This is a genomic window from Enterococcus sp. JNUCC 77 (genome assembly GCF_054819945.1).
Window position 1 is genome coordinate 247,501 of the sequence record NZ_JBTHIG010000001.1, and the last position, 25,786, is coordinate 273,286.

Here is a 25,786-nt window from a genome sequence, read left to right on the forward strand (position 1 = left end):
CACCTTGCCAAGGTGGGGGTCGCGGGTTCGAACCCCGTTTTCCGCTTTCTCTGAAAAGACCAGGGACATGCCGGGGTGGCGGAACTGGCAGACGCACAGGACTTAAAATCCTGCGGTGAGTGATCACCGTACCGGTTCGATTCCGGTCCTCGGCATTAGTACGAATAATGATGCGCCCATAGCTCAACTGGATAGAGTGTTTGACTACGGATCAAAAGGTTAGGGGTTCGACTCCTCTTGGGCGCGTATTTCGGGAAGTAGCTCAGCTTGGTAGAGCACTTGGTTTGGGACCAAGGGGTCGCAGGTTCGAATCCTGTCTTCCCGATTAATAGAAATACCATTGTCATGGGGCCTTAGCTCAGCTGGGAGAGCGCCTGCTTTGCACGCAGGAGGTCAGCGGTTCGATCCCGCTAGGCTCCATTTTCATTTTATTTTCGCGGTGTAGCTCAGCTGGCTAGAGCGTCCGGTTCATACCCGGGAGGTCGGGGGTTCGATCCCCTCCGCCGCGATTGTTTTTCGAGCTTGGACCTTTAGCTCAGTTGGTTAGAGCAGACGGCTCATAACCGTCCGGTCGTAGGTTCGAGTCCTACAAGGTCCATCATGACTTTCTTATGGAGGATTACCCAAGTCCGGCTGAAGGGAACGGTCTTGAAAACCGTCAGGCGGGTAAAACCGTGCAAGGGTTCGAATCCCTTATCCTCCTTTTTTAATATTATCGCGGGATGGAGCAGTCTGGTAGCTCGTCGGGCTCATAACCCGAAGGTCGTAGGTTCAAATCCTGCTCCCGCAATTAAACTAAATTATACGGTTCCGTGGTGTAGGGGTTAACATGCCTGCCTGTCACGCAGGAGATCGCGGGTTCAAATCCCGTCGGGACCGCTTTTTACGGCTCGGTAGCTCAGTTGGTAGAGCAATGGATTGAAGCTCCATGTGTCGGCAGTTCGATTCTGTCCCGCGCCATAATAGCTTTGCGGGTGTAGTTTAGTGGTAAAACCACAGCCTTCCAAGCTGTTGTCGCGAGTTCGATTCTCGTCACCCGCTTTTTTAGTTTTTTGATTGGGGCCTATAGCTCAGCTGGTTAGAGCGCACGCCTGATAAGCGTGAGGTCGATGGTTCGAGTCCATTTAGGCCCATCGATATTTTTATGGCCCGTTGGTCAAGCGGTTAAGACACCGCCCTTTCACGGCGGTAACACGGGTTCGAGTCCCGTACGGGTCATTTGTTTCATAGTTATACTTGGAGGATTACCCAAGTCCGGCTGAAGGGAACGGTCTTGAAAACCGTCAGGCGGGTAAAACCGTGCAAGGGTTCGAATCCCTTATCCTCCTTTTTTAATATTATCGCGGGATGGAGCAGTCTGGTAGCTCGTCGGGCTCATAACCCGAAGGTCGTAGGTTCAAATCCTGCTCCCGCAATTTAATAAAACTAGCCTTTTGGTTCCGTGGTGTAGGGGTTAACATGCCTGCCTGTCACGCAGGAGATCGCGGGTTCAAATCCCGTCGGGACCGCCATGCGGGTGTAGTTTAGTGGTAAAACCACAGCCTTCCAAGCTGTTGTCGCGAGTTCGATTCTCGTCACCCGCTTTGCTAGTTTTATTATATGGGCCTATAGCTCAGCTGGTTAGAGCGCACGCCTGATAAGCGTGAGGTCGATGGTTCGAGTCCATTTAGGCCCATTAAAAAATCATTTCTAATGATTTTTGGGGAAGTACTCAAGTGGCTGAAGAGGCGCCCCTGCTAAGGGTGTAGGTCGGGAAACTGGCGCGAGGGTTCAAATCCCTCCTTCTCCGTTTTAAAATTTAGGCCCGTTGGTCAAGCGGTTAAGACACCGCCCTTTCACGGCGGTAACACGGGTTCGAGTCCCGTACGGGTCATTTGTTCGAAAGACGTTTAAGCGTCTTTTTTTTGTGTAATCAAAAAAGCTTTGACTTGTTAGTGCTTTCTGTTACAATAGGTTCGTTGCAAGTTCCCGATAGGCTCTGAAAAAGTTTCAGAGGTGCCTTGTAACCGAAAAAAATTAGGGGGAATGATTATTATGAAAGAACGTCGTTTATTTACTTCTGAATCTGTTTCAGAAGGACATCCAGATAAGGTTGCTGATCAAATCAGTGATGCAATTTTGGATGCTATTTTAGCAAAAGATCCGGAAGCCAGAGTTGCCTGCGAGACATCAGTGACAACTGGGCTTGTTTTAGTTTTTGGAGAAATTTCTACAACAGCTTATGTAGATATCCAAAAAGTTGTCAGAGAAACGATCAAACGAATTGGTTATACTGGTTCGAAATTTGGTTTTGATGGCGACAATGTTGCAGTCTTAGTTGCAATCGATGAACAGTCACCGGATATTGCTCAAGGGGTTGATGATGCCCTAGAGACTCGGGATAAAGATGAAGATTTAGATGACATCGGTGCTGGAGACCAAGGTTTAATGTTTGGTTTTGCAGTGGATGAAACACCTGAATTAATGCCTTTACCTATTTCATTAAGTCATCATTTAGTGAAACGATTGGCAGATTTGAGAAAATCGGGTGAGGTTTCTTATTATGGACCGGATGCGAAATCTCAAGTAACTGTTGAATACGATGAAAATGGAAAACCTAGTCGTGTCGATGCAATTGTTATTAGCACACAGCATAATGATGCGGTTGATAATGAAACGATTCGGCGTGATGTGATTGAAAAAGTGATCAATTATGTAATTCCAGCTGAATTGTTAGATGAAAAAACCAAATACTTTATTAATCCAACTGGCCGTTTTGTGATTGGTGGTCCTCAAGGGGATGCTGGTCTGACTGGGCGTAAGATTATCGTTGATACTTATGGCGGTTATTCTCGTCATGGCGGTGGTGCTTTCTCTGGAAAAGATGCTACGAAAGTAGACCGCTCAGCTTCATATGCAGCTCGTTATATTGCAAAAAATATTGTAGCTGCTGGTCTAGCTGATAAGGTTGAAGTACAATTGGCCTATGCGATTGGTGTGGCACAGCCTGTTTCTATTGCAGTGAATACTTTTGAAACGGGTAAAGTTTCTGAAGAAAAACTAACGGAAGCGATTCGGGAGAATTTTGATTTGCGTCCGGCGGGCATCATTGAAATGCTTGATCTGCAACGTCCTATTTATAGTCAAACAGCGGCTTATGGACATTTTGGTCGGACAGATATCGATTTGCCATGGGAAAAATTGGATAAAGTCGACGGATTGAAAAAAAGTTTAAATTTATAAGATTATTTAAGGGGAGTTTTCTGTTAAGATATTAACGGAGACTCTCTTTTTTTGTGGGATTTTTAGGAGGATAAAATGAAACGAGAAACAAATGTAAAAATGGTGACGATTGGGATTTTTATTGTAACTTTTTTATCGGCCATTGAAGGGACAATTGTTACGACAGCAATGCCAACGATTGTGGGAAGTTTGCACGGAATTGAAATTATGAATTGGGTGTTTACTATTTATTTGTTGACCAGTGCGACTGTTACGCCAATTTATGGGAAATTGGCAGATAAGATTGGACGTAAGCCAATTATGATTTTGGGAATTAGTTTATTTGTATTGGGCTCTGCTTTGTCGGGACTGTCTAACACGATGGAAACCTTGATTTTAGCACGTGGATTACAGGGATTTGGTGCTGGAGCGATTATGCCGGTTTCTTTGACTATGATTGCTGATATGTATGATTTTAAACAGCGGACTAAGGTTTTAGGCTTAAATAGTGCAGCTTGGGGTATTTCTAGTGTTGTGGGACCTTTGGCTGGCGGCTTGATTGTTGATACAATCGGTTGGCATTGGATTTTCTTTATCAATGTACCGATTGGAATTGTTGTGATTTTTATGATGCAGTATTATTTTGTGGAAAAACCGCGTCAGCAAACTAAGCAAAAAATGGATGTCTTAGGTAGTCTTTTTTTAATGTTGACTTTAGTGAGTTTATTGTTGGGTTTTCAATTTTTAGGCGACGATGGATTGTCTTTAAGAGTCGGTTTATTATTTATTTTGACACTGACTTTTGGTTTGATTTTTCGTAAGGTGGAAAAAACTGCCGATGATCCGGTGATTAATTTAGTTTTATTTAAAAATCGAAATTTTTTAGTGGTTAATGCAGTAGCGTCTTTAATGAGTGGTTTTATTATGAGTTTGGATGTCTATATTCCTATGTGGATGCAAGGAGTTGCTGGTAGAAGTGCGGCGATTGGCGGTTTAGTATTGGCACCTTTATCGTTAGTTTGGATGATTGGTTCTTTTCTATCAGGACGATTGTTAGCAAAATATTCGCCCCGCAAAGTTTTAACGATTGGTTTGACGATTATCTTGACTGGTGCAATCATGATGGTAATGTTTCCGCAAAATACACCTTTCTTTTTATTTTTTGTAGTTTCATCAATCTTTGGCTTAGGCTTTGGTTTGTCCATGACAACAACAACGGTGGAAGCGCAAAGTAGTGTGCCAGCCAAGGATGTTGGGGTGGCTACATCTTTTAATACTTTATCACGGACGATTGGACAGACAGTTATGATTTCAATCTTCGGTATTTTAATGAATTGGGATATTGCTCGACGATTGCCTCAAATTGGGGAACAATTGGATCCAGACATTATGAACAAATTAATCAATCCTCATACAGCGATGCAAATTGCCACTGATTTACGGGAAATTTTAAGGGGAATATTATTTGAAAGTTTACATTTTATTTATATTGGCGGGTTTGTCTTGATTATTGTGGCTTTAGCTTTGACTTTATTGATGGGCAAATCACTGAAAAGTGATAAACTATAAGAAATTGGAGGTTGTTAGATGGCTTTATTAGAAATTGGTGCCTATTCAAATGTTTTAGAAATGGAAGTCTCTTTTAATGTGTTGTTGCCACAAGCCACTAAAAAAACGGTTGGTACAGCAACCCGCGGTGTGACAGAGGATATTCCAGTGCTTTATTTATTACACGGGATGGGTCAAAATCACAGTATCTGGCTAAGAAAAAGTTCGATTGAGCGTTATGCTAGTCATCATGAAATTGCTGTGGTGATGCCCTCAACGGATTTAGGTTTTTACACGGATACCACTTACGATATGAAATATTGGCAGTATATCTCAGAGGAATTACCGAAAATCGTTCATGAATTTTTTCCTCAGATTACCTATAAACGGGAAAAAACTTTTGCAGCTGGACTATCAATGGGCGGTTATGGCGCAGTTAAATTAGGTCTATTGAAACCAGATAACTTTGCTGCTGTGGCTTCTTTATCAGGAGCAGTCTATTTTAATGATATCGAGAACTTTTTAGCAGTTCGAGATGCTGCTTATTGGGAAGGTGTTTTAGGGCCATTTGATCAGTTTATGACTTCGAAAAATAATCCTAGTCAAATGTTGAAGGATTTTATTGCCAGTGGGAAAATGAGTCCGCGCTTTTTCTTAGCTTGTGGTACCGAAGATGGTTTGCATCCAGCTAGTCAATATATGGCTCATAAAATGAGGCAGGCTGAGATGCCAGTGACTTTTGAAGATGGTCCTGGTCAACATGATTGGGTCTTTTGGGATCAATGGATTCAGCGAGTATTGGTTTGGATGCTAGAAGAAAAGCCTGGAGAAAATTAATTCTCGAGGCTTATTTTTTTTCCACACAAACTAAAATCGGGGGATTATTTTTTTGGTTGATGAATTGATAAGTTAAGACGCTGAAATCTTCTTGTGGTAGTTGGCTACAAAAATTTAGTACAGCATTTTTTTCTTGTTCTCCACCGGGGTGGCCGTAATAAATCACTAGAATCATTCGACCTGTGGGTAAAAGGCGATTTAAAACGGCTTTCATCGCAGGAATAGTTGTGTCTTCTTGAGTAATAATGGATTTATCACTTTTTGGCAGATAGCCTAAATTGAAAATCGCTGCTTTGATTTTTTCCACAGGGGATATCTTTTGATCGATTTCTTCGTGTCCGGCTAAAAATAAGCTGGCTTGGGGATAAGCTGTGCCTAACCTGTCGGCAGTATTTTCGACAGCTTGTTTTTGTACATCGAAAGCATAGACCTTGCCGGTTTTATCCACAAGTTGGGCGAGAAAAAGGGTGTCATTGCCATTACCCATAGTAGCATCAATCACCGTATCACCTTTTCCCACAATGTCGGTTAATAACTGGTGGCTGAAATGCAAAGCTGTTTTTAACATGAGAAAGCACCTCGAACAGCAAATTTTCCTTGGAAAGAATCACGACGTGTCATTTCATCATCAATCGCATTAAGAACTTCCCATTTTTTCAGACTCCACATGGGACCGACTAATGCATCCCAAGGGGCATCTCCAGTCAAACGATGAATAATAATTTCTGGCGGAATCATTTCTAATTGGTCACAGATGACCGAAACGTAATCTCTTTTACTCATCAGTTGGAGACGACCGTCTGAATAGTCTCGCAACATCCGCGTTTTTTTCATTAAATGCAATAAATGCAATTTGATGCCTTGAATGTCTGAGTCTAAAATTGTCCGGCGGACATTTTCCCGCATCATTTCTAAATTTTCGCCTGGCAATCCGTTAATTAAGTGGGTACAGACATTAATATTATGCTTACGTAGACGTTCGACAGCATCAATGTACGTGGGATAATCATGGGCACGATTGATTAAGTTGCTAGATTCCTCATAAGTTGTTTGTAATCCTAATTCCACCCATAGATAAAGTCTTTGATTTAATTCAGCTAAATATTCAACGACTTCAGGCGGCAAACAATCGGGACGAGTACCGACAGATAAACCAACAACACCCGGCAGATTCACTACCTGTTCAAAGCGTTCACGGATAACTTCTACTGGTGCATGGGTATTGGTGAAATTTTGGAAATAAACAATATATTGATCGACTTTAGGCCATTTTAAATGCATCATGTCGATTTCTTTACTAAATTGTGCTGGTAGCGGATCAGTCGGGGCGACCATCATGTCACCAGAACCAGAAACGCTACAAAATGTACAACCGCCATGGGCAACAGTGCCATCTCGATTTGGGCAATCAAAGCCTCCGTCAATCGGCACTTTAAAAATCTTTCCACCGAATTCTTGCCGTAACGCATAATTCCAAGAATGGTATCGTTTATTTGGATCATCACTATATTCAAACATTTTATTTTCTTCCAATCTGTTTCATATCATAAATCAGTTTTTTTTCACGATAATAAGGAAAGCTAAATAATAGCCAGCTAATCCCTAGTAAAAAGCCGCCAAGCACATCGCTAGGATAATGCACGCCAACGTAAATTCGACTGACGCCAATTCCCAAAATTAACAGTCCTAAAACAATTTGCGCTACTAATCGTAAAGAAGTATTTTTGAAAAATAGTGGCATGACAAAAATCAAGGTGCCAAATAAAATCATACTGGTTACCGCATGTCCGCTGGGGAAACTATAGCTGTGTTCTTCAACCAGATGGGGTAAAATAGTTGGACGTGGACGTTTGAAAAATTGTTTGATAACAGGATTTAAGATGCCGCAGATTCCAACAATATTTATTCCAAACCATAAGGCTGTTAACTTTTGTCGATTGAACCAAAATAGTCCAAGAAAGACTATAGTTAAAATCACTACTGATACTGGATTGCCAAATTTAGTTAGCCAGATAAAAAAGCTGTCGGCACCTGGGGATAAACTGTGGACAACTGAAATAATGCCACGATCAAAACCTGTCAAGGTATCTGGATAAAAACGTAGGATATAACACAAAGCCACAAAAAACAGTAAAGTAAAACTGCCGGCTAATTGATAGTACATTTTATTTTTCATAGGAACTCCTTAAAATACATCGTTTCATGATGTTTTCTTACTAAACGAGACTATTATAGCAGAAAAATGGATTTTTCTTAGGTTTTATCGATGGAATTAAATTGAATTTACTATTTGAATCTGCTAAGATTAAATTAATTTCATATAAGTGTTGACAAGGAGTAGTAGAAGGCCAACTTTTCAGAGAGTGTACGGGGCTGTGAGTGCACAGGTTTGAAATTCGAACTTACCTTAGAGCTGATTTTTCCGGGGAGACCCGTTATCGTCATTTAAGGTCTGCATTGGCAGATAAAAATAGGTGGTACCACGTTAATAACGTCCTATAGAAGTTGCTTCTATGGGGCTTTTTTTATTATAAGGAGGAACATGATGAGTTACAATCACAAAACTATTGAACGCAAGTGGCAAAAGTATTGGGCTAAACATAATACTTTTAACACAAAAGATGAAGTTGGCAGTCCAAAATTTTATGCCTTAGATATGTTTCCCTATCCATCAGGACAAGGTTTACACGTCGGACATCCAGAAGGATACACGGCAACGGATGTTGTTTCTCGCTTAAAAAGAGCACAAGGCTTTAATGTTTTACATCCGATGGGCTGGGATGCTTTTGGTTTACCAGCAGAACAATATGCCTTAGATACTGGTAATGATCCCGCAGAATTTACTAAGAAAAATATTGAAACGTTTAAACGCCAAATTAATTCACTAGGTTTTAGTTATGACTGGAATCGTGAAATTAACACGACTGATCCTGATTATTACAAATGGACCCAATGGATTTTTGAAAAAATGTATGAACATGGCTTGGCTTATGAAGCAGAAGTCGCAGTTAACTGGGTACCAGAATTAGGGACAGTTATTTCAAATGAAGAAGTCATTGATGGCAAGAGTGAACGAGGGAACTACGATGTTGTCCGTAAACCAATGCGTCAATGGATGTTAAAAATTACAGCTTATGCTGACCGTTTATTAGATGATTTAGATTTGGTAGATTGGCCAGAAAGCATTAAAGAAATGCAACGGAACTGGATTGGCCGTTCTGTAGGAGCCAATGTAGCTTTTAATATTAAAGACACGAAAGAAGAATTTACCGTATTTACGACTCGTCCAGATACTTTATTTGGGGCAACTTATGCTGTTCTAGCACCTGAATTAGATTTGGTACAACGTATTACTAGTCCTGGCCAAAAAGCAGCTGTAGATGCTTATATTGCCGAAGCAGCTAAAAAATCTGATTTGAACCGGACGGATTTAGCTAAAGAAAAAACTGGTGTCTTCACTGGTGCGTACGCAATCAATCCTGTTAATGGAAAAGAAATGCCAATTTGGATTGGGGATTACGTTTTAGCTTCTTATGGAACTGGTGCGATTATGGCGGTACCAGCCCATGATGAACGAGATTATGAATTTGCTAAAACCTTTGATTTGCCAATCGTTCCCGTTTTAGCTGGCGGCGATGTTGAAAAAGAAGCTTATACTGGTGACGGTGAGCATATTAATTCTGACTTTTTAGATGGTTTAAACAAGCAAGATGCGATTGATAAAATTGTTCCTTGGCTAGAAGAAAAAGGTGTCGGTAAAAAAGAAATTAGCTATCGCTTAAGAGATTGGCTATTTTCTCGTCAACGTTATTGGGGTGAGCCAATTCCAATTATTCATTGGGAAGATGGCACGACTACAGTAGTTCCGGAAGAAGAATTGCCATTGGAATTACCTATTGCTGAAAATATCCAACCAAGTGGCACTGGTGAATCACCTTTGGCCAACATTTCTGACTGGGTGAATGTGGTTGATCCTGAAACTGGAAAAAAAGGTCGTCGTGAAACCAATACGATGCCACAATGGGCGGGTAGTTCTTGGTACTACCTAAGATTTATTGATCCTCATAATAAAGAAATGATCGCGGATCCAGAAAAACTAAAACGCTGGATGCCAGTTGATTTGTACATTGGTGGGGCGGAGCATGCAGTCTTACATTTATTGTACGCGCGATTCTGGCATAAATTCTTATATGATATCGGTGTGGTTCAAACAAAAGAACCATTTGAAAAATTATACAACCAAGGAATGATCCTTGGAGAAAATAATGAAAAAATGTCTAAATCTCGGGGTAACGTAGTCAATCCTGATGATGTGGTCGACAAATATGGTGCCGATACTTTAAGAATGTATGAAATGTTTATGGGACCTTTGGATGCTTCGATCGCTTGGAGTGAAAATGGTTTAGAAGGCAGTCGTAAATTCTTAGATCGTGTATGGCGTTTATTAGTCGATGAAGAAGGCAAAATGCGGGATCATATTACGAACTTTAATGATGGTAGCTTAACCAAAGTCTATAATCAAACAGTTAAAAAAGTCACAGAAGATTATGAGCAATTGCATTTTAATACAGCAATCTCACAATTGATGGTCTTTGTAAATGATGCTTATAAAGCGGAAGCATTGACTTATGAATATGTGGAAGGCTTTGTACAATTATTAGCACCGATTGCACCACATATCGCAGAAGAATTATGGGAAATATTAGGTCATGAAGGTGGCATTTCTTATGTGCCATTCCCTACTTATGATGAAAGTGCGCTAGTCGAAGATGAAGTGGAAGTCATTTTACAAGTTAATGGCAAACTACGCAGTAAAATCCAAGTAGCTTTAGATACCGATAAAGTAGAATTGGAAAAAATTGCGATGGCCGATGAAGCAATTCAACGTAATATTGATGGTAAAACGATCCGCAAAGTGATTGTAGTACCGAATAAATTAGTAAATATTGTCGCAAATTAATCAAAAAACCGTTCAAAAGTAGCTTAATCGCTTACCTTTGAACGGTTTTTTTAAAAGTCAAAACGAGGTTTTTTTTGATCGACAAAAACGAATTGTGCTTCACAATCAAAATATTGTTGCAGATAAGTGACTAAATCATTCGCAGCTGCCAGCGCTTTTTCGGCGTTGATTCCTGCAAAAGCATCAATCGGGTACAAAATGTCGGTTGTTTGTTCCATAATTTTTCCTACTTCACTTTGCCGCCAAGTCCATCGACGGGTTCTGATCTGATGATCTGCGACATATAATAATTCCTCTTCATCAGGCACTTCAAATTCAGTTCCGCCAAAAGGAATAAAAGTATCTTCTGGCTGAGAAAAACGCACTTCTAAGCCTTCATTGATAGTCGCTAAATCATGGGCACCAATAGGTAAAAAATGTTTGATAGAAACGGCATTACCTAAATCAACGGCAGGGTTGATAACAGGTAGTCCTTTTTGCTTGGCGATTCGCGTTAACAAGGCTTCGATTGAGCATTTGAATTTATTAGGATTGATGCCTAATGTTCGGAAAGCCTCACGATAAGGAACAATCTCAGGTGATTCTTTTAGATTTTTATCAGTAAAATACGCTTCGCCAAGCTGAATATTTTTTGCGAGTAGCTGTTGAATATCTGCTTGCGGCTTTGCATTGTCTATGCCCCGAGCAATGACCACAGCGAAAACAGCGTTGGGTAATTGTTGAAAAACTTTTGGATCAACGGAAAAATACATAATGTGTCCTCCTCCTTGATATAAAAGCAACAGTTAAAAAAATCACGATGTTTTTATTGTTCTCTTAGAATTCTTTCAACGATCTGGTAGTCACCTTCATAGGGCTGCTTGTTACCAGCAATAGTCAAAAAGATTTCAGTTCCTTTACCAGCAATAATGACGGCATCGTCAATTTCAGCAGCTTTAACTGCTTGAACAATCGCTTGACTACGATCAAATTCATAGTTAATAGTTAAATCACGGCGATATAAAGTTTGATTAATCCCTCGAAGAATCTGATTAGCAATCGCCTTAGGATCTTCATGATCGGGGTCGTCACTCGTTAAATAAACCACATCGGCTAGTTCACCGATGGCTTTTCCGATATCTTCACGGCGAGATTCGGCTTTCCCACCAGCAGAACCGGTAACCACAATTACTTTACCGCCATGGTCTTTTTTAGCAAAAGCTAAGATTGCTTGCATGCTTAAATAATTATGAGCATAATCAATATAAATATGGGCGCCATTTGGTTTAAGTAGTAAATTCATTCGTCCAGGAACCAATGCTTTTTTCAAACCAGATTGAATTGCTGTTTGGTTGGCACCGACTAAGCTTGCTGTAATGGCAGCCGCAGCACCGTTGTTTTTATTGAAATCGCCAGCATGTTTAATTTCATAAGTACCATCAAGTTTTAATTGATCATCAGAACTAGTTAATTTAAAATGTAAAGAATCTGTCGGTGTTACTTGATAGTTGGCATCTTGACCACCATAGGTAATCAAAGGAATATTATTTTGTTTCGCCATTTCAGCAATCAAATTAAAATGATCCATCTCACGATAAACAATGACTTGTTTTGAATGATTTACCAATTGTCGTTTACAATAGAAGTAATCTTCAAAAGTGGGATGCTCAATCGGACCAATATGATCAGGTGAAATATTTAAAAAGACGCCCAAATCAAAGGTTAATCCATAAACTCGATCGACTTTGTAGGCTTGAGAAGAGACTTCCATAATCAGATGGGTCATGCCATTTTTTACGGCTTCATCCATCATCCGATATAAATCAAGTGATTCTGGTGTGGTTAGAGCTGATTTGAAATACGTTTCACCATCTAAAGTAGTATTCATCGTAGAAAGTAAAGCAGTCTTCTGCCCAGTACTTTCAGCTAAGATTTCTTTCGTAAAATAAGCGACGGTGGTCTTTCCTTTTGTACCAGTAATACCAATCAAAGTTAATTTTTCTTGGGGATAGTCATAAAATGCCATGCTTAAAACAGCCAAAGCTTTACGAATATCTGTTACGATAATAGCTAAAGGGGCAGCGACTTCGTAATCTTTTTCTGCAATATAAATTTGCAAACCATGGGCTAAAGCATCTTCTAGATAGCTTTTTTTAAAATGATTGCCTTTGCAAAAAAATAAAGTTTCCACATCGACATCTTTAGAATTGTAAGAAAGATGGCGGAAAATATGTTGCATCGGCGCTTCAAGTGTCCAAGTATCAGGGGTAATAAATTCACGTAATAAATTTTCTTTTGCCAATAGGTTTTGGACTTCTGTTAAAGTTAGTCCCATTTTGAAACCTCCATCATTTTTATTCTCAGACATTATAGCATATCCCAAAAAGACCCGTGTAAAATTGACCAGCTTAAGCTAAAATAAAAACAATGAAAAGAAAGAAGGGGAAAGATGTTAAACAATGATTCATCAAAAATCAAGATTATTCAAAATTTCACCTTAACAAGTACCCAAACCGTCTTTTCTAATTTATTTTACTTAATCGGGTTGTTTTTTTGGTATTACTGGCTAGGTGAGCGAAACCAAGTTAGTTTCAGTTTGTGGCAAGTGGTTTTAAACTGGGGACTGTTTTTTATGTTTTTAGCAAGTATTCCGGTAATTGGAATGGTTTATCGTAATTTATCTCGTTATGCTTATTTGAATCGACGTAAAATTCTATATTGGTATTTACAAATTGCTATTTTATCGGGTGTCATATTAGCAGCTGCTTTATGGTTATTGGCGCCCGTCTTGGTTCATATTTCTGGCGGGTTAGCAAATACGATTTCCGTCTTAAGAGTGATGGCTTTTAGTGTCTTGATTTATCCTAGCCTACAAGTTTTACGCAGCTATTTTCAAACGAAGGAACCAGCTTTTTATTTTTCCTTTACGACACAAGCAGTGATTACCACGATCTATTTATTAATTAGCGGCTTTACCATTAAGTTGATTTGGCAAGAAAATAATCACGCTGCTTTAGTCCAAGCTGCTTTTGCACAATTTGCTGGCTTATTAGCCGCCTGCTTTATTTTTATTTTTCTACTATTAAGAGAACGTCATCAGGTGGAAATATTGGAACCTAAAGTACATCTGGAAAAAAAGGAAGTTTTATCCTTTGATTTTAAAAAAGTCATTCCTTATGCAGTGACACTGGTAGCACTATTAAGTTATCGGTTAGTTGATCAAGTGACTTTTATGAATCAAATGAGAAGCTTTACTAATTATAGTCAAGAACAACTACTTCATTTGCAAGGTTTGTTTACTAGTCAGCCACTGCATTTGCTCAATTTCTTACCCGCACTGGCACAACTAATAGTGGTGGCTAATTTATCTCTTTTAACCAATTGGCGACCTCGTGGTGAAGCAATTAGCGTGAATTTTCAGCTGGGTTTTTATTTTTTATTGCTGCCTAGTTTGCTCGCACTGTTATTAGGTGGGCCATTGTATCAATTGTTTTATCAAAAAGAGACTTTAGCCAGTCAAGTATTTATTTTAGCTGTGATTGTTCAGTTAGTCTTTAGCTTTTTTGTATTAGTTAGTGGCGCCCTACAGGCAACCGGTGGCGAAGTACAAGTGATTGTTTTTTGGCTAATTGGTTTAATTGTAAAATTAATTCTTCAATTACCAGCCATTAATTTACTAGAAGTTTTCGGACCATTGTCTGCTTCATTAGTAGGTTGTTTAGTTAGTGTACTTTTAATGAGTGCTTATTTAATTCAATCAAATCCGGCTAATTACAAGATGTTAGGGCGACGAATCCTATTGATTCTTGTTTTGACGTTGTTTAGTTTTGGTTTGGCGACAGGCTGTGCTCATTTTTTATTGAAACGCTTAAACTTTAATGAACCCTGGCAAGCAGTAATAAATATTGTTGTAGTTATTGCGGTGGCCGCCTTCAGTTATTTCTTTATATCTTTGAAAATTCGCTTGCTGGATCAACTGTTTGGACCAGAAGTACGACAGTGGCGTAAAAAATTCCATATTAAGTAAGTAGCGGCGAATATTACAGCCGCTATTTCTTTTGGCGTAAATAAGTAAAATCGAATAATTTGTAATATTAAAATAGTGGGTATTAGCCTAAATTTAGTTTTTTTAGGTAAAGTAAAGGTTATAAGTAGGTCTTTTTTTATAGATATCATCAAAAAGCTAAAATTCTTCAATAATTATTTCCAGCATGAAAAAAACTATAAGTCGCGTTTTATAAATTTTTCTCTCGTTTTTTTACAGAAATATTGCACCGATACATTCTCGTAATCTAAGCAGAAAATGAAAATCCTGAAAAATCCGCTTTCTCCTTTATTTTACAAGCATTTTAAGAAAAATCCGCAAAAATCAATTGTGACAGAAAGAAGGTTAAAATAGTTTTTTGTTACATTGTTACATCAGACTGTAACCAAATGTCATTGTATTTTTACCCACGAAATACAAAAAGCTGTTAAAGTTACTAACGTAGTCGATAAGACAGAATTTACTCAAACAACGGAGGATATATATTCATGAATTTAGGAAAAACACTTTTATTTGGTTCAGTATTGGCAGCAGGTGCTGGTTTAGCAGTTTCAACAGAAGCACAAGCCGCTGAAAACTATACAGTACAATCAGGCGATACATTATCAAAAATTTCTCAAAAAATTGCTGGTGATAACAGCTTAGTTAATACTATTGCAGAAGCAAACAGCATTACTGATGTAAACATGATTTATGCTGGTCAAACTTTAACTATTAACTCAGGCAATACTGAAGCAACACCAGCAACTGATACTGCAGCAGCAGCGACTGAAGCAACTCCAGCGCCAGTAGTAGAAGAAGCAACTCCAGAAGCAACACCAACTCCAGCAGTAGAAGAAGCAGCTCCAGCAGTTGCTGAAACAGCAGCACCAGCTGCCACTGTATCTGGTTCGGATGCAGCAGCAAAAGAATGGATTGCACAAAAAGAATCAGGCGGTTCATATACTGCAACTAACGGTCAATACATTGGACGTTACCAATTAACTAACTCATACTTAAATGGTGACTATTCTGCAGCAAACCAAGAAGCAGTAGCTGACCAATATGTAACTTCTCGTTACGGCTCATGGACAGGCGCACAAGCTTTCTGGCAAGCAAACGGCTGGTATTAAGATAAAGATAATAAATATAGCTCTCGACAAAATTGTCGAGAGCTTTTTTTTATTATATAAAACCAGGGGCTATTGTCAGTCCATGTTAAATATCAAATTAGTAACAGTTAACCAATTAGCAAATTGATTTCTTTGCGGTACTCATTCGCAAGATTGTTCTCGAGTTGATCATCGGTGACTAAATAATCAACTTCAGCCAGCGTGCAAAAGGTTGAGGTTGAGTCTTTATCAAATTTTGTACTATCTACTAATGCAATTGAAATGCGAGACTTATCAACATTTGCTTTCTTATTTTTAACCTCCATAATATTAAATTCAGAAAAACCACTTTTGATAGAAAGACCTGATGCAGAAAAAAAATACTTATCAATATTAAACATGGTATAAATGGGGCTATTGAATTCATCATAAATAGTATTCGAGCTAGGGTGCAGCAAACCACCAATGACTAAGACAGTTAATTTGGGATTTTGTTTTAAAACTGTGCCGGTAGACAAGCCATTTGTTATGATAGTAACTTTTTTATTTGATTCAGCCAACAGTGAGGCCAATTCAAAACATGTGGAACTAGAATCCATTAATAAGGTGTCTCCGTTCTCGATCAATAGTAAAGCCCGTTTTGCGATGGTTTTTTTTAGTGAAATGTTTTCGAAAGATCGTTCACTATAACCTGTAATAACTTCTGATAAAGAATTTTCTTCTTTCGATTTGTAAATGACTCCCCCATGAATACGATCTAAGTCATCATATTTTTTTACTAACTTGTCTAAATCATTTCTAATTGTTGGACTAGTTACGTTCATTTCCTTTACTAAGTCCGCCACATAAACTATTCCATTCGTTATGATTTTTTCTCTGATTAGCGATTCACGTTCGGTAGCTAACATGAGTTATCAACTCCTTCATCGTTATTATAAATCATTTCAAAAGAAAACAAAAGAAAAACAAAAGAAAAAAATAGAAATTAATCATTGACATTTTTTGTGTTCAGTTGTATATTATTGTTGTAAAAAGAAATAAAAAGAAATAAAAAGAAAAATAAAGAATGAAAAAACAAAAAAAAGAAAGAGGTACTGTCATGTTAATTACGGGAAAACAAATGTTAGATGTTGCAAAAGAAAATCATTTTGCAGTTCCAGCTTTTAATGCAGGAAGTGGTCAATTGCTAACGGCGGTGATGGAAGCTTGTGAAGAAGCAAAATCTCCTTTTATGATGGCAATTCATCCGTTAGAATTAGAGTTTCTCAGAGACAGCTTTGTTAGTCAGGTAATCTACGAAGCAAATCACAGTAAAGTACCAGTAGCAATTCATTTAGATCATGGTGCATCTTTTGAACAAGTCATTCATGCTATTCAATTAGGTTTTACCTCCGTTATGATTGATGGTTCTCATTTACCTTTTGAAGAAAATATTGTAATGACTCAAAAAGTCGTCGAAGCTGCTCATGCAGTTGGGGTTTCAGTAGAGGCAGAATTAGGAACAATCGGTGATACGGGAAACACGGTTGAGGGTGGCGTAAGTGAAATTATTTACACCGATCCGACAAAAGCCAAAGAATTTGTTGAACGGACTGAGATTGATTCTTTAGCAATTGCGATTGGTACTGCTCACGGAATCTACCCAAAAAATGTAGAACCTAAGTTACGCTTAGATATTTTGGCAGAAATTGCTAAAATTGTTGATATTCCGTTGGTTCTTCATGGAGGATCAAGCAATCCAGATAAAGAAATAAGCCAAGCTGTTGATTTAGGTATCGCTAAAATTAACATTTCTTCTGATATTAAAATTTCTTTTGCCGATAAATTAAGAGAAGTTTTGGATAGTGGAAATGCAGAAATTCGTGAACCTAATGTGGTGTTCCCCGACTGTAATTTAGCTGCTAAAGAAACTGCTTTACACAAGATTAATTTATTCAAGTCAGACAATAAGTTAGATTTATATTACTAATTAAGCTTGTTCTTTCTACGTCAAGCGCTGTTTACCACTTGACGTAGAAGAATCTTAAAAAAGGAGGGTTCAAACGTGCAACAAGTAGATTTAAACAATATTTTAGATGAGAAAATTATAGCTGTGAATCTTACTGGTAGTACAAAAGCAGAGGCGATAACACAGATGGCACAGTTATTGTCAGATCAAAATTATATTTCGAGTATTCCCTCATTTGAGAAAGATATTTATTACAGAGAATCACTTGGTAAAACAGGTATAGGAAATGGAATAGCTATTCCTCATGGACAAAGTGAAAGCGTTATCAAAAATGGTATAGCCATTGGAATGTTCAAAAATGAAATTCCTTGGGAAAGTTTAGATGATAAACCTGTAAGAATTGTTTGTTTGTTCTGTGTAAAGGCTGGAGATGGTGGTGAAAGTGAACATCTAAGAATGTTAGCAGCATTGGCAGGAAAGTTAGGTAATGATAACGTAGTTGAACAATTGATGAGTACGACGACGGTTGAAGAAGTAAAACAAGCATTTTTATAAGATATAGGAGGAATATATTGTGAAAATAGTAGGTATAGCAGCGTGTACTGCGGGAATTGCCCATACTTATATTGCTAGAGAAAAGTTAGTAAACGCAGCTGAAAAGGCGGGACATGAAATTCATATTGAAACACAAGGGACTATTGGGACAGAAGATGCTATTCCAGAAGCAGTACTAAAAGAAGCGGATGTTGCGGTCATTGCTGCTGATGTAAAGGTGAGTGGAAAGGATCGTTTTGAAGGGATGAAAATAATTGAAGTACCAACTGAATTAGTGATTAAATCTCCTAACAAATTTATTCAAAAAGTCGAAGAAGTGGTTAAAGGAGGAGTTTAAAAAATGGCAGAAGTCAAGCAGAGTGGGAAACTCTTTACAAACGTTAAGCAACATGCACTAACGGCAATCTCATATCTGATTCCAGTAGTTGTTAGTGCAGGTTTCATGCTAGCAATTGGTAGTCTTTTGGGAGGCGTAACAATTGAAAGTATTGATAACCCTTACAATTTTTTTGACGTAATGTACACAATGGGTGGATTAGTTTTAGGCATGTTACCAGTCGTAATTGCAACTGGAATTTCATTTTCGATTGCAGACAAACCCGGAATTGCACCAGGGTTTTTAGTGGGTATGATATCAATTAATATGAATGCAGGTTTTATTGGTGGTTTTATCGGTGGTTATATTGCGGGTTATTTTACTAAATTTTTAAAAGATCGATTGAAAGTTCCTATGTGGGCAGACGGATTAAAACCGATGTTGATTATTCCTTTTATTTCCTCAATTGTGATTGGTTTTGTGATGTATTATATTCTAGGTTTTCCAATTGCTGCATTGACTGAAGCGTTAAATAATTTCTTACTGGGATTAGACACTAATCAAAAATTAATGTTTGGTTTAATCGTGGGCGTATTGTCAGCTGTGGATTATGGTGGACCAATTAATAAAGTCGTATTTGCCTTCTTATTGTCTTTACAATCCAATGGTATCAATGAACCAATGGCGGTTTTAATGTTAGCTTCGATGGTCACACCATTTGGCATGACCATGGCTTACTTCTTTCAAAAAATCGTGGGTAAAAATATCTATACAAAAACAGAGGTTGAAACACTGAAGACAGCTTTCCCAATGGGGGTCTGCATGATTACTGAAGGGTGTTACCCGATTATTTTCAATGATTTATGGCGTTGTATTGTTTCAACAGGAATTGGTGCAGGAGTGGGTGGTGCGTTGAGCATGATCTGGAATGCAGGTTCTCCCGTTCCTCATGGTGGTTTATTTGCGATGGTAACAATGACACATCCCCTTTCGTGGTTAGCAGCATTGCTAATTGGTTCTTTAGTTGATGCAATTATTCTATTTGTTCTTAAAAGACCAGTTGCTTATGAAGATGTCAAAGAGCTGACTGAAGAAGATGAAAAAGATATTGATTTTAGTGAATTAAAAATTAGCTAATATAATTGGAGGAATAGTTAATGAGTGAAGTAACTGAAGATTATAAAAAAAGAGTAAAAGATCTTTATCAAAAGTCTCAAATTGTTTTAACTGACGAGGAATTAGCATCAATTGACTATGCTGATTTTGGTTTAAATAATATCGAAAAAGAAGCCTTAAATCTGATTCTTTATGTTAATAATAAACGTTATTGTGCAAAAGAAATGGTCCTCTTACCTAATCAAACTTGCCCAGAACATTTGCATCCTAACTTAGAAAATGGACTAGAAGGAAAGCAAGAAACTTTTCGCTGTCGTTGGGGAGAAGTTTACTTATATGTTGAAGCGGAAGAAACCATAGATACTAGTAAAATTAGCGTAACTATCCCTGAATCAAGTAAAGAATATTATACAGCTAGAAAAGAAATTCGTTTATTACCTGGGGAACAATATACGATTGATCCTAAAATTAAGCATTGGTTTCAGGCTGGAAATGAGGGAGCTGTAATTAGTGAGTTTTCATCGCCTAGTTACGATGAATATGATCTTTTTACGAATCCTTCTGTTAAACGTAATGTCAGAGATCGATAAATAAACTTAGAGCGCTTTTAAAATGGACAGATAGGACATTTTATAAGGCGCTTTAATTGAATTCAGTGAGTAAAGGAGTTTGCTTTGTGAAAAAAATTATAAATACAACGGAAACATTGATTGAAGATATGTTGGCTGGTTTTTTAGCCGCTGAAAAAGGCCAAATCATCCAATCAGATGATAACCCAAGAGTACTTTATAAAAAAAATAAAACACCAGGTAAAGTAGGTGTGGTTGTGGGTGGTGGTAGTGGCCATGAACCACTTTTTTTTGGATTGATTGGTGAAAATTTTGCTGATTCTGTAGCTGTTGGAAATATTTTCACAGCCCCCACTCCTGATACAGTTCTTGAGGCAATTAAAGAGGCTGATCAAGGAGCTGGAGTTATTTGTTTGTTTGGTAATTATGCAGGGGATGTCTTAAATTTCGAAGTAGCAGCAGAACTTGCTGAACTTGAAGAAATAGAAGTATGTAATTTACCTATTATTGATGATGTGGCTTCAGCTACTTATGAGAAACGAACAGAACGTCGAGGAATCGCTGGAGACTTATTTGTTATTAAAGAAGTTGCCGCCGCTGCTAGCCAAGGTTTTTCATTAGAACGCTGCCATCAGCTTGGTCAGTTAGCAAATAAACGAACTTTTTCAATTGGTGTAGGGATTGCTCCAGGAACAAATCCAATGAATGGAAAAGCAAATTTTGAATTAGCTGAAGATGAAATCGAATTTGGTTTAGGAATACATGGGGAACCGGGACTGGAACGAATGAAACTATTACCAGCACGAGAATTAGTAGAAAAAATGTTTGTAGCTTTAGAAGGAGAACTCGCAACTTATCCAGAAAAAGAAGTTATTGTCTGTGTCAACGGCCTGGGATCTACGACGATGATGGAGTTATATATTATCAATAATGAAATTCAACAACTGTTAAGCCAAAAGGGCTTGAAAACAGTGGATACAGTAATTGGAAATATTTGTACTACACAAGAAATGGCTGGTTTTTCTATTACAATTCAAAGTTTAAATCAGGAATTGGCTGAGTTATACCAAGTGGCAGCCGATAGTCCTTGTTTCTTTAAAAGAGAGGTAAAACAATGAAGCAGTTAAACATACAACAAGTTTATGAAATGCTTTCACAAATTGCTAGTGCTTTGATTCAAAATGAAGAACAGCTAGGTGAAATTGATCAAAAGATTGGCGATGGTGATCATGGGATTGGAATGAGGAACGGTGCACAGGCCATTTTAGTAACTTTACATGAAGAACAGCAAGCAACTGTTGGTGACATATTTAAAAAAGCTGGTATGGCAATGATGGGATCGATGGGAGGTGCTTCTGGAGTAATTTTTGGCTCTTTATTTCTTGGACTGGCTAAAACGACAAAAGATAAAAAAACAATTTCAGTAGAAGATTTACATGACGGTATGGCGCAAGCAATTAAGGACATTCAAAAAAGAGGGAAAGCTGAGCTTGGAGATAAAACCATGTTAGATGCACTAATCCCTGCAACAGAAACGCTAAATAATTACAAAACAGCTGATTTCATGATTGCTTTGGAAAAAGCCAGTGAAAGTGCAACTGTCGGTGTCGAAAAAACAAAAAAATATCCTGCGAAATTTGGTCGATCAAAATTTTTAGGTGATCGAACGGTTGGTTATCAAGATGCTGGCGCTACTTCAGTTAATATTATTTTTACAGCTATGTATGATTATTTAAAAAGTGTTGAAAATACTGATATAGAAAAAAATATGGAGGGAAGACAAATGAAAATTGGTTTTGGCGCAGATAATAACGCCGTTGAATTTAAAGATGATTTAAAAAAATATGCTGAGGAATTAGGCTATGAAGTAGTTGATTTCGGTGTACCGGTAGATAGTTCAGTGGATTATCCAGCTGTAGCTTTTGATGTTTCTCATGCGATTAAAAATAAAGAAATTGACCGTGGTGTACTATGCTGTGGAACAGGTATTGGTATGGCGATTGCTGCTAATAAAGTCGCAGGTATTCGTGCTGCTCAAATTACTGATATATATTCAGCTGAACGGGCACAATTAAGTAATAATGCGCAAATAGCAACTTTTGGAGCATTTGTTCAAGGAATTGACTCAGCTAAATTATTGTTAGCAGAGTACCTATCTCACACCTTTGAACCAGGAACACGATCAGAACCAAAGATTAATCAAATCAGTCAATATGAAGCAAAAAAATAAATGTGAGGTAAATTTATGCGGAAACCTGCGATTGGCATTAGTTTTAAAATATACAAAAATAAAAAAACGGACATGGAGACATATCTGGGCGAGTTAAAAAAATCGTGTGTTGGAACTATTGAGGCGGATTTATTTGTTTTTCCAAGCATGGGAACATTAGCTGTAGTTAGTAATTATCTAGTTAATACAGAAATCCATTTTGGTGCACAAAATATTGCACCGATTGCTAATGGTGCATTGACAGGAGAATTATCAATCGAGTCTTTAATTGATTGGCAAGCCGATTTTGTTGAAGTCGGTCATGCTGAAAGACGCCAAGAGCTAGGCGAAACAGATAAGTGTATTGCTAAAAAAATTAAATTGGCTTTAGCTAATCAAGTTACACCAGTAGTATGTATTGGTGAAGACGAAACACAAAAAAAACGATTACGAGAACAACTAAATAGACAATTAAGGGCCGATTTGTCAGACATTCCTGAGGAACAGTTAAAAAAAGTTATTCTAGCTTATGAGCCAATTTGGGCGATTGGTCAAAAAGAGGCTGCTTCAGCAGATTATGTGCACCAAGCCCATCGAATTATTCGTGAAGAAATGATTGATTTGTTCAGTGATGAAGTTGCTCAAGCAGTTAGAATTATTTATGGTGGCTCGGTAAGTAAAGAGAATACTGAAGCGATCGTAAAAGATGAAAATGTTGATGGTGTTTTTGTTGGGCGTTTTGGTCATGATCCACAAAATTTTAAAGAAATTGTTGACTTAGTTTTGAAAATTAAAAATGAAGTGAAGGAATAAGCTAATTTCCAGAAACGGAGAATAAAAATGACGATTTTTCAAAAACAAATAAATGACGATTTAGTGGAATACATCTTAGACAACGGCTGGATGAGTATCTCTGTTTTAAACTATGGTGCAGTCATTACACGTATTAAGGTTCCTGATAAAAATGGCGACAAGTTTAATTGTGTACTCAATTATGCTGACTATTCAAATTATTACGAAAATCCTTTATTTCTTGGTGCGGTCATAGGCCCTGTAGCTGGCAGAATTGCAGCTGGCACTTTCGAATTAGATGGTACTAGCTATCAACTAGAAAAAAACGAAGGTGATAATCATTTGCATGGTGGCTTTAGTGGTTACCATAAACAATTTTATCAAGTAGAAACAGCAACAAATGAACAGGGGGATCAGTTGATTCTTTACTTAACTAACCATCAAACAAAAGGCTATCCTGGGAAAATTGATTTTTCAGTGACTTATTCACTAGATTGTAACAATTCTTTTAAAATTTTATATCAAGCAAAAGCCGATGCAAAAACAATTTTTAATCCGACAAATCATACCTATTTTAATCTTAATCCGAGAACCGAATCTGTCAAAAATCACAGCTTAAAAATAAATGCAGAGAAAGTTCAGGAAATTAAACAAGGAACATTACCGACAGGTCATTTATTAAATCTCACGGTTGAAGGGAATCAAAGGTTACAGTTGCAAGGTGGAAGACTTGAAGAGACATTTAATGATGAGCATGAACAATTGACACTTGGTTCTCAAGGAATTGATTTAGCCTACCTGATAAATACTGATTCTCCTGAAGGGGCAATCTTAGAAAATGAAGAAACGGGAATAATGATTAAATTAACAACTTCAGAAGAAAGTATTGTAGTCTATACGGGAAATAAGCTACCGAATCAGATATTTTTAGCAGAGAATGGTTGGCTGTCTAAACACAGCGGTGTGACCCTAGAAACACAAAACCTGCCAGATGCTATTCATCAAGCTGATCCAAAAATAATTTTAGAACCAAATAAAACATATTCTAGCAAAACTGTGTTTGAATTTTTAAATACAAATAAATAATAGGGGAGAGCACATTGACATATGTATTAGGTTTAGATCTTGGAACAAGTAGCTTGAAAGGATTATTAGTGAATCAACAGGGAGAAATGATTGTTTCAGCTAGTGCAGATTATCCTTTGAGTAATCCTCATGCTGGATATAGCGAACAAAATCCTTTAGGATGGGTTGCTGCAGCTAAAACAGTGATTCAAAAACTTATTTCTGAAAAACCGCAAGCCATGGATAAAATTAGTGCAATTAGTTTTTCAGGACAAATGCATAGCTTAGTTTTATTAGACAAAAAACAAAATATTCTAAGACCTGCTATTTTATGGAATGATGTTCGCACAACAAAGGAATGTCAATACATTATGGAGCATGCGGGGGAACTTGTTTTAGAACAAACTAAGAATCGCCCATTAGAAGGATTTACCTTACCTAAAATGTTATGGGTTAAAGAGCACGAGCCAGATATTTGGGAACAAGTAGCAACCTTTTTACTACCAAAAGATTATCTAGGTTATTGGATGACTGGCAATATTCAAACCGATTTTTCTGATGCTGCAGGTACATTGCTACTGGACGTGATTCATCAGACATGGGACTGGAAAATTGCAGATATTTTTGAGTTACCTAAAAATATTTTTCCTAAACTTGTAGATGCTACAGAAATTATTGGTACAATTCGTCAAGATTTAGCTAAAGAATTAGGATTGTCTCCTAAGATTAAAATAGTTGCAGGAGGAGCAGATAACGCTTGTGCAGCTCTTGGTGCAGGGATAGATTCTGAAGATAAAGGTCTAGTGAGTGTCGGCACATCGGGTGTATTCCTTACATTTGAAGGCGAGAATATTCGCGACTATCAAGGGAAATTACATTTTTTTAATCATGTTATACCAAACGCTTACTATTCAATGGGTGTTACTTTAGCAGCTGGTCAGAGTTTAAATTGGTTTAAACAAAACTTTGCAAAAAAAGAAATCTTCACTGATTTTTTAGCTGAAATTGAAAATGTTCCAGCAGGATCTGAGGGGTTATTGTTTGCTCCCTACATCATGGGAGAGAGAACACCTTATGTGGATAGTCAAATTCGTGGAAGTTTTATTGGATTAGATAATCGGCATCATCAGGAGCACTTTGTTCGTGCCGTTATTGAAGGGATAACATTTTCTTTGAAAGATAGTCAAATGATTATGGAAAGCATCCAACAAAAACGTTTAAAAAAAATCGTTTCAATTGGTGGTGGTGCTAAAAATAAAGTATGGCTACAAATCCAAGCGGATATTTTTGAAACAGAAATTATCACCCTGCAAACGGAACAAGGACCAGGTCTAGGTGCAGCAATGCTAGCAGCTTTGGGATGTGGCTGGTTTAATTCAGTTAATGAAATGATTCAAACTTTTGTTCAATATGGTCCAAGTTATTTTCCAACTGAAACAGCCAATGTTTATAAAAAGTATTATGTACTTTATAAAAAAATTTATCATGCCACAAAAGAATTGAGCCATGAGCTTCAAAATCTTAATACCTAAAAGAATCAAATAACTATTTGTTG

The 25,786-nt window shown here is 37.7% G+C and carries 22 protein-coding genes, 21 tRNA genes, 1 riboswitch and 1 other annotated feature (1 of these 45 cut by a window edge); of the genes, 37 read left to right on the forward strand and 6 right to left on the reverse strand.

The window, feature by feature from the left end; translation table 11 throughout:
• The 24 genes from ACVWNY_RS01235 to ACVWNY_RS01350 form a co-directional block, all read left to right on the forward strand.
• Positions 1-46: transfer RNA gene (locus ACVWNY_RS01235), tRNA-Gly, on the forward strand (it extends 26 nt beyond the left edge of the window).
• A 23-nt stretch (positions 47-69) separates the two neighbouring features.
• Positions 70-155: transfer RNA gene (locus ACVWNY_RS01240), tRNA-Leu, on the forward strand.
• Between the two features lie 17 nt (positions 156-172).
• Positions 173-246: transfer RNA gene (locus ACVWNY_RS01245), tRNA-Arg, on the forward strand.
• A gap of 5 nt (positions 247-251) precedes the next feature.
• Positions 252-325, forward strand: a tRNA-Pro gene (locus ACVWNY_RS01250).
• A gap of 22 nt (positions 326-347) precedes the next feature.
• A tRNA-Ala gene (locus tag ACVWNY_RS01255) sits at positions 348-420 on the forward strand.
• A gap of 15 nt (positions 421-435) precedes the next feature.
• Positions 436-509 (forward strand) — tRNA-Met (locus ACVWNY_RS01260).
• 15 nt (positions 510-524) lie between these two features.
• Positions 525-598 (forward strand) — tRNA-Ile (locus ACVWNY_RS01265).
• Positions 599-613: 15 nt separating this feature from the next.
• Positions 614-703: transfer RNA gene (locus ACVWNY_RS01270), tRNA-Ser, on the forward strand.
• 13 nt (positions 704-716) lie between these two features.
• Positions 717-790: transfer RNA gene (locus ACVWNY_RS01275), tRNA-Met, on the forward strand.
• Between the two features lie 16 nt (positions 791-806).
• Positions 807-879: transfer RNA gene (locus ACVWNY_RS01280), tRNA-Asp, on the forward strand.
• 8 nt (positions 880-887) lie between these two features.
• Positions 888-960, forward strand: a tRNA-Phe gene (locus ACVWNY_RS01285).
• A gap of 10 nt (positions 961-970) precedes the next feature.
• Positions 971-1,041, forward strand: a tRNA-Gly gene (locus ACVWNY_RS01290).
• Positions 1,042-1,059: 18 nt separating this feature from the next.
• Positions 1,060-1,133 (forward strand) — tRNA-Ile (locus ACVWNY_RS01295).
• A gap of 13 nt (positions 1,134-1,146) precedes the next feature.
• Positions 1,147-1,218, forward strand: a tRNA-Glu gene (locus ACVWNY_RS01300).
• Between the two features lie 20 nt (positions 1,219-1,238).
• Positions 1,239-1,328: transfer RNA gene (locus ACVWNY_RS01305), tRNA-Ser, on the forward strand.
• 13 nt (positions 1,329-1,341) lie between these two features.
• Positions 1,342-1,415, forward strand: a tRNA-Met gene (locus ACVWNY_RS01310).
• Positions 1,416-1,435: 20 nt separating this feature from the next.
• Positions 1,436-1,511, forward strand: a tRNA-Asp gene (locus tag ACVWNY_RS01315).
• 1 nt (position 1,512) lies between these two features.
• Positions 1,513-1,583: transfer RNA gene (locus tag ACVWNY_RS01320), tRNA-Gly, on the forward strand.
• 18 nt (positions 1,584-1,601) lie between these two features.
• Positions 1,602-1,675 (forward strand) — tRNA-Ile (locus ACVWNY_RS01325).
• Positions 1,676-1,701: 26 nt separating this feature from the next.
• A tRNA-Ser gene (locus ACVWNY_RS01330) sits at positions 1,702-1,789 on the forward strand.
• Between the two features lie 12 nt (positions 1,790-1,801).
• Positions 1,802-1,873: transfer RNA gene (locus ACVWNY_RS01335), tRNA-Glu, on the forward strand.
• An 80-nt stretch (positions 1,874-1,953) separates the two neighbouring features.
• Positions 1,954-2,037: riboswitch (SMK box riboswitch) on the forward strand.
• Positions 2,035-3,222, forward strand: coding sequence for a methionine adenosyltransferase (gene metK, locus ACVWNY_RS01340; RefSeq protein ID WP_218327580.1), 1,188 nt, complete (start codon positions 2,035-2,037; stop codon positions 3,220-3,222). (Overlaps the previous riboswitch by 3 nt.)
• Positions 3,223-3,297: 75 nt before the next feature.
• Positions 3,298-4,770 (forward strand): MDR family MFS transporter, encoded by a 1,473-nt coding sequence (locus ACVWNY_RS01345; RefSeq protein ID WP_454071563.1) that lies wholly within the window; start codon positions 3,298-3,300, stop codon positions 4,768-4,770.
• 18 nt (positions 4,771-4,788) lie between these two features.
• A complete protein-coding gene (locus tag ACVWNY_RS01350; protein ID WP_218327578.1) occupies positions 4,789-5,586 on the forward strand; it encodes an alpha/beta hydrolase in 798 nt (265 codons plus the stop codon).
• A gap of 10 nt (positions 5,587-5,596) precedes the next feature.
• Here the strand turns inward: ACVWNY_RS01350 and mnmM are convergent, their stop codons facing one another.
• Genes mnmM through ACVWNY_RS01365 form a run of 3 tightly spaced genes read right to left on the reverse strand, consistent with a single transcriptional unit; the run spans position 5,597 to position 7,762 of the window.
• Positions 5,597-6,154 (reverse strand): tRNA 5-(aminomethyl)-2-thiouridylate-methyltransferase MnmM, encoded by a 558-nt coding sequence (mnmM, locus tag ACVWNY_RS01355; protein ID WP_454071564.1) that lies wholly within the window; start codon positions 6,152-6,154, stop codon positions 5,597-5,599.
• Positions 6,148-7,104, reverse strand: coding sequence for a tRNA modification radical SAM protein MnmL/YtqA (gene mnmL, locus ACVWNY_RS01360; protein WP_454071565.1), 957 nt, complete (start codon positions 7,102-7,104; stop codon positions 6,148-6,150). Before mnmL ends, mnmM begins: the two co-directional genes overlap by 7 nt.
• 1 nt (position 7,105) lies before the next feature.
• A complete protein-coding gene (locus ACVWNY_RS01365) occupies positions 7,106-7,762 on the reverse strand; it encodes a phosphatase PAP2 family protein (RefSeq protein ID WP_218327575.1) in 657 nt (218 codons plus the stop codon).
• A gap of 142 nt (positions 7,763-7,904) precedes the next feature.
• Positions 7,905-8,088 (forward strand) — a binding site (T-box leader).
• Between the two features lie 43 nt (positions 8,089-8,131).
• Between ACVWNY_RS01365 and leuS the strand changes: the two genes are divergently transcribed.
• Positions 8,132-10,546 (forward strand): leucine--tRNA ligase, encoded by a 2,415-nt coding sequence (gene leuS, locus ACVWNY_RS01370; protein ID WP_218327574.1) that lies wholly within the window; start codon positions 8,132-8,134, stop codon positions 10,544-10,546.
• Between the two features lie 50 nt (positions 10,547-10,596).
• Here the strand turns inward: leuS and ACVWNY_RS01375 are convergent, their stop codons facing one another.
• Positions 10,597-11,298, reverse strand: a complete 702-nt coding sequence (locus ACVWNY_RS01375) for a B3/B4 domain-containing protein (RefSeq protein WP_218327573.1) — start codon at positions 11,296-11,298, stop codon at positions 10,597-10,599.
• 53 nt (positions 11,299-11,351) lie between these two features.
• Positions 11,352-12,860, reverse strand: coding sequence for a UDP-N-acetylmuramoyl-L-alanyl-D-glutamate--L-lysine ligase (locus ACVWNY_RS01380; RefSeq protein ID WP_454071566.1), 1,509 nt, complete (start codon positions 12,858-12,860; stop codon positions 11,352-11,354).
• Between the two features lie 114 nt (positions 12,861-12,974).
• Here ACVWNY_RS01380 and ACVWNY_RS01385 point away from each other — a divergent pair, with 114 nt between their 5' ends.
• Both ACVWNY_RS01385 and apf read left to right on the forward strand, forming a co-directional pair.
• Positions 12,975-14,552 (forward strand): MATE family efflux transporter, encoded by a 1,578-nt coding sequence (locus tag ACVWNY_RS01385; protein ID WP_218327571.1) that lies wholly within the window; start codon positions 12,975-12,977, stop codon positions 14,550-14,552.
• Positions 14,553-15,058: 506 nt separating this feature from the next.
• On the forward strand, positions 15,059-15,682 hold the full coding sequence (gene apf, locus ACVWNY_RS01390) for an aggregation-promoting factor (protein WP_218327570.1): 624 nt from the start codon (positions 15,059-15,061) through the stop codon (positions 15,680-15,682).
• A 107-nt stretch (positions 15,683-15,789) separates the two neighbouring features.
• Here apf and ACVWNY_RS01395 read toward each other — a convergent pair whose 3' ends face one another.
• Positions 15,790-16,569: a DeoR/GlpR family DNA-binding transcription regulator gene (locus ACVWNY_RS01395; protein WP_454071567.1), complete on the reverse strand. Its 780-nt coding sequence runs from the start codon at positions 16,567-16,569 to the stop codon at positions 15,790-15,792.
• 191 nt (positions 16,570-16,760) lie between these two features.
• Here ACVWNY_RS01395 and ACVWNY_RS01400 point away from each other — a divergent pair, with 191 nt between their 5' ends.
• The 10 genes from ACVWNY_RS01400 to xylB all read left to right on the forward strand — a co-directional run bounded on the left by ACVWNY_RS01400 (position 16,761) and on the right by xylB (position 25,763).
• Entirely contained in the window at positions 16,761-17,630 is an 870-nt protein-coding gene (locus ACVWNY_RS01400; RefSeq protein WP_218327568.1) for a ketose-bisphosphate aldolase, read from the forward strand.
• A gap of 75 nt (positions 17,631-17,705) precedes the next feature.
• Positions 17,706-18,164 carry a PTS sugar transporter subunit IIA gene (locus ACVWNY_RS01405; RefSeq protein ID WP_218327567.1) on the forward strand — a complete coding sequence of 153 codons (459 nt, stop codon included), beginning with the start codon at positions 17,706-17,708 and terminating at the stop codon, positions 18,162-18,164.
• A gap of 19 nt (positions 18,165-18,183) precedes the next feature.
• Positions 18,184-18,501 carry a PTS fructose transporter subunit IIB gene (locus ACVWNY_RS01410; RefSeq protein WP_218327566.1) on the forward strand — a complete coding sequence of 106 codons (318 nt, stop codon included), beginning with the start codon at positions 18,184-18,186 and terminating at the stop codon, positions 18,499-18,501.
• Positions 18,502-18,504: 3 nt separating this feature from the next.
• Positions 18,505-19,617, forward strand: coding sequence for a PTS fructose transporter subunit IIC (locus ACVWNY_RS01415; protein WP_218327565.1), 1,113 nt, complete (start codon positions 18,505-18,507; stop codon positions 19,615-19,617).
• A 20-nt stretch (positions 19,618-19,637) separates the two neighbouring features.
• Complete coding sequence (locus ACVWNY_RS01420) at positions 19,638-20,186, forward strand: D-lyxose/D-mannose family sugar isomerase (RefSeq protein WP_438718951.1); 549 nt, start codon at positions 19,638-19,640, stop codon at positions 20,184-20,186.
• A gap of 86 nt (positions 20,187-20,272) precedes the next feature.
• Positions 20,273-21,283, forward strand: coding sequence for a dihydroxyacetone kinase subunit DhaK (locus tag ACVWNY_RS01425; protein ID WP_438718950.1), 1,011 nt, complete (start codon positions 20,273-20,275; stop codon positions 21,281-21,283).
• On the forward strand, positions 21,280-22,395 hold the full coding sequence (gene dhaL, locus ACVWNY_RS01430; RefSeq protein ID WP_438718949.1) for a dihydroxyacetone kinase subunit DhaL: 1,116 nt from the start codon (positions 21,280-21,282) through the stop codon (positions 22,393-22,395). Before ACVWNY_RS01425 ends, dhaL begins: the two co-directional genes overlap by 4 nt.
• Positions 22,396-22,410: 15 nt before the next feature.
• The gene (locus ACVWNY_RS01435) at positions 22,411-23,187 is read left to right on the forward strand and encodes a triose-phosphate isomerase family protein (protein ID WP_454071568.1); all 777 of its coding nucleotides are present in this window, start codon (positions 22,411-22,413) and stop codon (positions 23,185-23,187) included.
• A 27-nt stretch (positions 23,188-23,214) separates the two neighbouring features.
• The gene (locus ACVWNY_RS01440; protein WP_438718947.1) at positions 23,215-24,252 is read left to right on the forward strand and encodes an aldose epimerase family protein; all 1,038 of its coding nucleotides are present in this window, start codon (positions 23,215-23,217) and stop codon (positions 24,250-24,252) included.
• 14 nt (positions 24,253-24,266) lie between these two features.
• Entirely contained in the window at positions 24,267-25,763 is a 1,497-nt protein-coding gene (xylB, locus tag ACVWNY_RS01445) for a xylulokinase (RefSeq protein ID WP_218327559.1), read from the forward strand.
• The last annotated feature ends 23 nt before the right edge of the window (positions 25,764-25,786 follow it).

Coding starts and splice junctions, on each gene's coding strand:
- ACVWNY_RS01395 (WP_454071567.1), bottom strand. CDS start 16,569: ATGTTAGCTACCGAACGTGAATCGCTAATCAGAGAAAAAATCATAACG.
- mnmM (WP_454071564.1), bottom strand. CDS start 6,154: ATGTTAAAAACAGCTTTGCATTTCAGCCACCAGTTATTAACCGACATT.
- ACVWNY_RS01365 (WP_218327575.1), bottom strand. CDS start 7,762: ATGAAAAATAAAATGTACTATCAATTAGCCGGCAGTTTTACTTTACTG.
- apf (WP_218327570.1), top strand. CDS start 15,059: ATGAATTTAGGAAAAACACTTTTATTTGGTTCAGTATTGGCAGCAGGT.
- ACVWNY_RS01385 (WP_218327571.1), top strand. CDS start 12,975: ATGTTAAACAATGATTCATCAAAAATCAAGATTATTCAAAATTTCACC.
- ACVWNY_RS01415 (WP_218327565.1), top strand. CDS start 18,505: ATGGCAGAAGTCAAGCAGAGTGGGAAACTCTTTACAAACGTTAAGCAA.
- ACVWNY_RS01350 (WP_218327578.1), top strand. CDS start 4,789: ATGGCTTTATTAGAAATTGGTGCCTATTCAAATGTTTTAGAAATGGAA.
- ACVWNY_RS01420 (WP_438718951.1), top strand. CDS start 19,638: ATGAGTGAAGTAACTGAAGATTATAAAAAAAGAGTAAAAGATCTTTAT.
- metK (WP_218327580.1), top strand. CDS start 2,035: ATGAAAGAACGTCGTTTATTTACTTCTGAATCTGTTTCAGAAGGACAT.
- mnmL (WP_454071565.1), bottom strand. CDS start 7,104: ATGTTTGAATATAGTGATGATCCAAATAAACGATACCATTCTTGGAAT.
- ACVWNY_RS01345 (WP_454071563.1), top strand. CDS start 3,298: ATGAAACGAGAAACAAATGTAAAAATGGTGACGATTGGGATTTTTATT.
- leuS (WP_218327574.1), top strand. CDS start 8,132: ATGAGTTACAATCACAAAACTATTGAACGCAAGTGGCAAAAGTATTGG.
- dhaL (WP_438718949.1), top strand. CDS start 21,280: ATGAAGCAGTTAAACATACAACAAGTTTATGAAATGCTTTCACAAATT.
- ACVWNY_RS01400 (WP_218327568.1), top strand. CDS start 16,761: ATGTTAATTACGGGAAAACAAATGTTAGATGTTGCAAAAGAAAATCAT.
- ACVWNY_RS01375 (WP_218327573.1), bottom strand. CDS start 11,298: ATGTATTTTTCCGTTGATCCAAAAGTTTTTCAACAATTACCCAACGCT.
- ACVWNY_RS01440 (WP_438718947.1), top strand. CDS start 23,215: ATGACGATTTTTCAAAAACAAATAAATGACGATTTAGTGGAATACATC.
- ACVWNY_RS01380 (WP_454071566.1), bottom strand. CDS start 12,860: ATGGGACTAACTTTAACAGAAGTCCAAAACCTATTGGCAAAAGAAAAT.
- ACVWNY_RS01435 (WP_454071568.1), top strand. CDS start 22,411: ATGCGGAAACCTGCGATTGGCATTAGTTTTAAAATATACAAAAATAAA.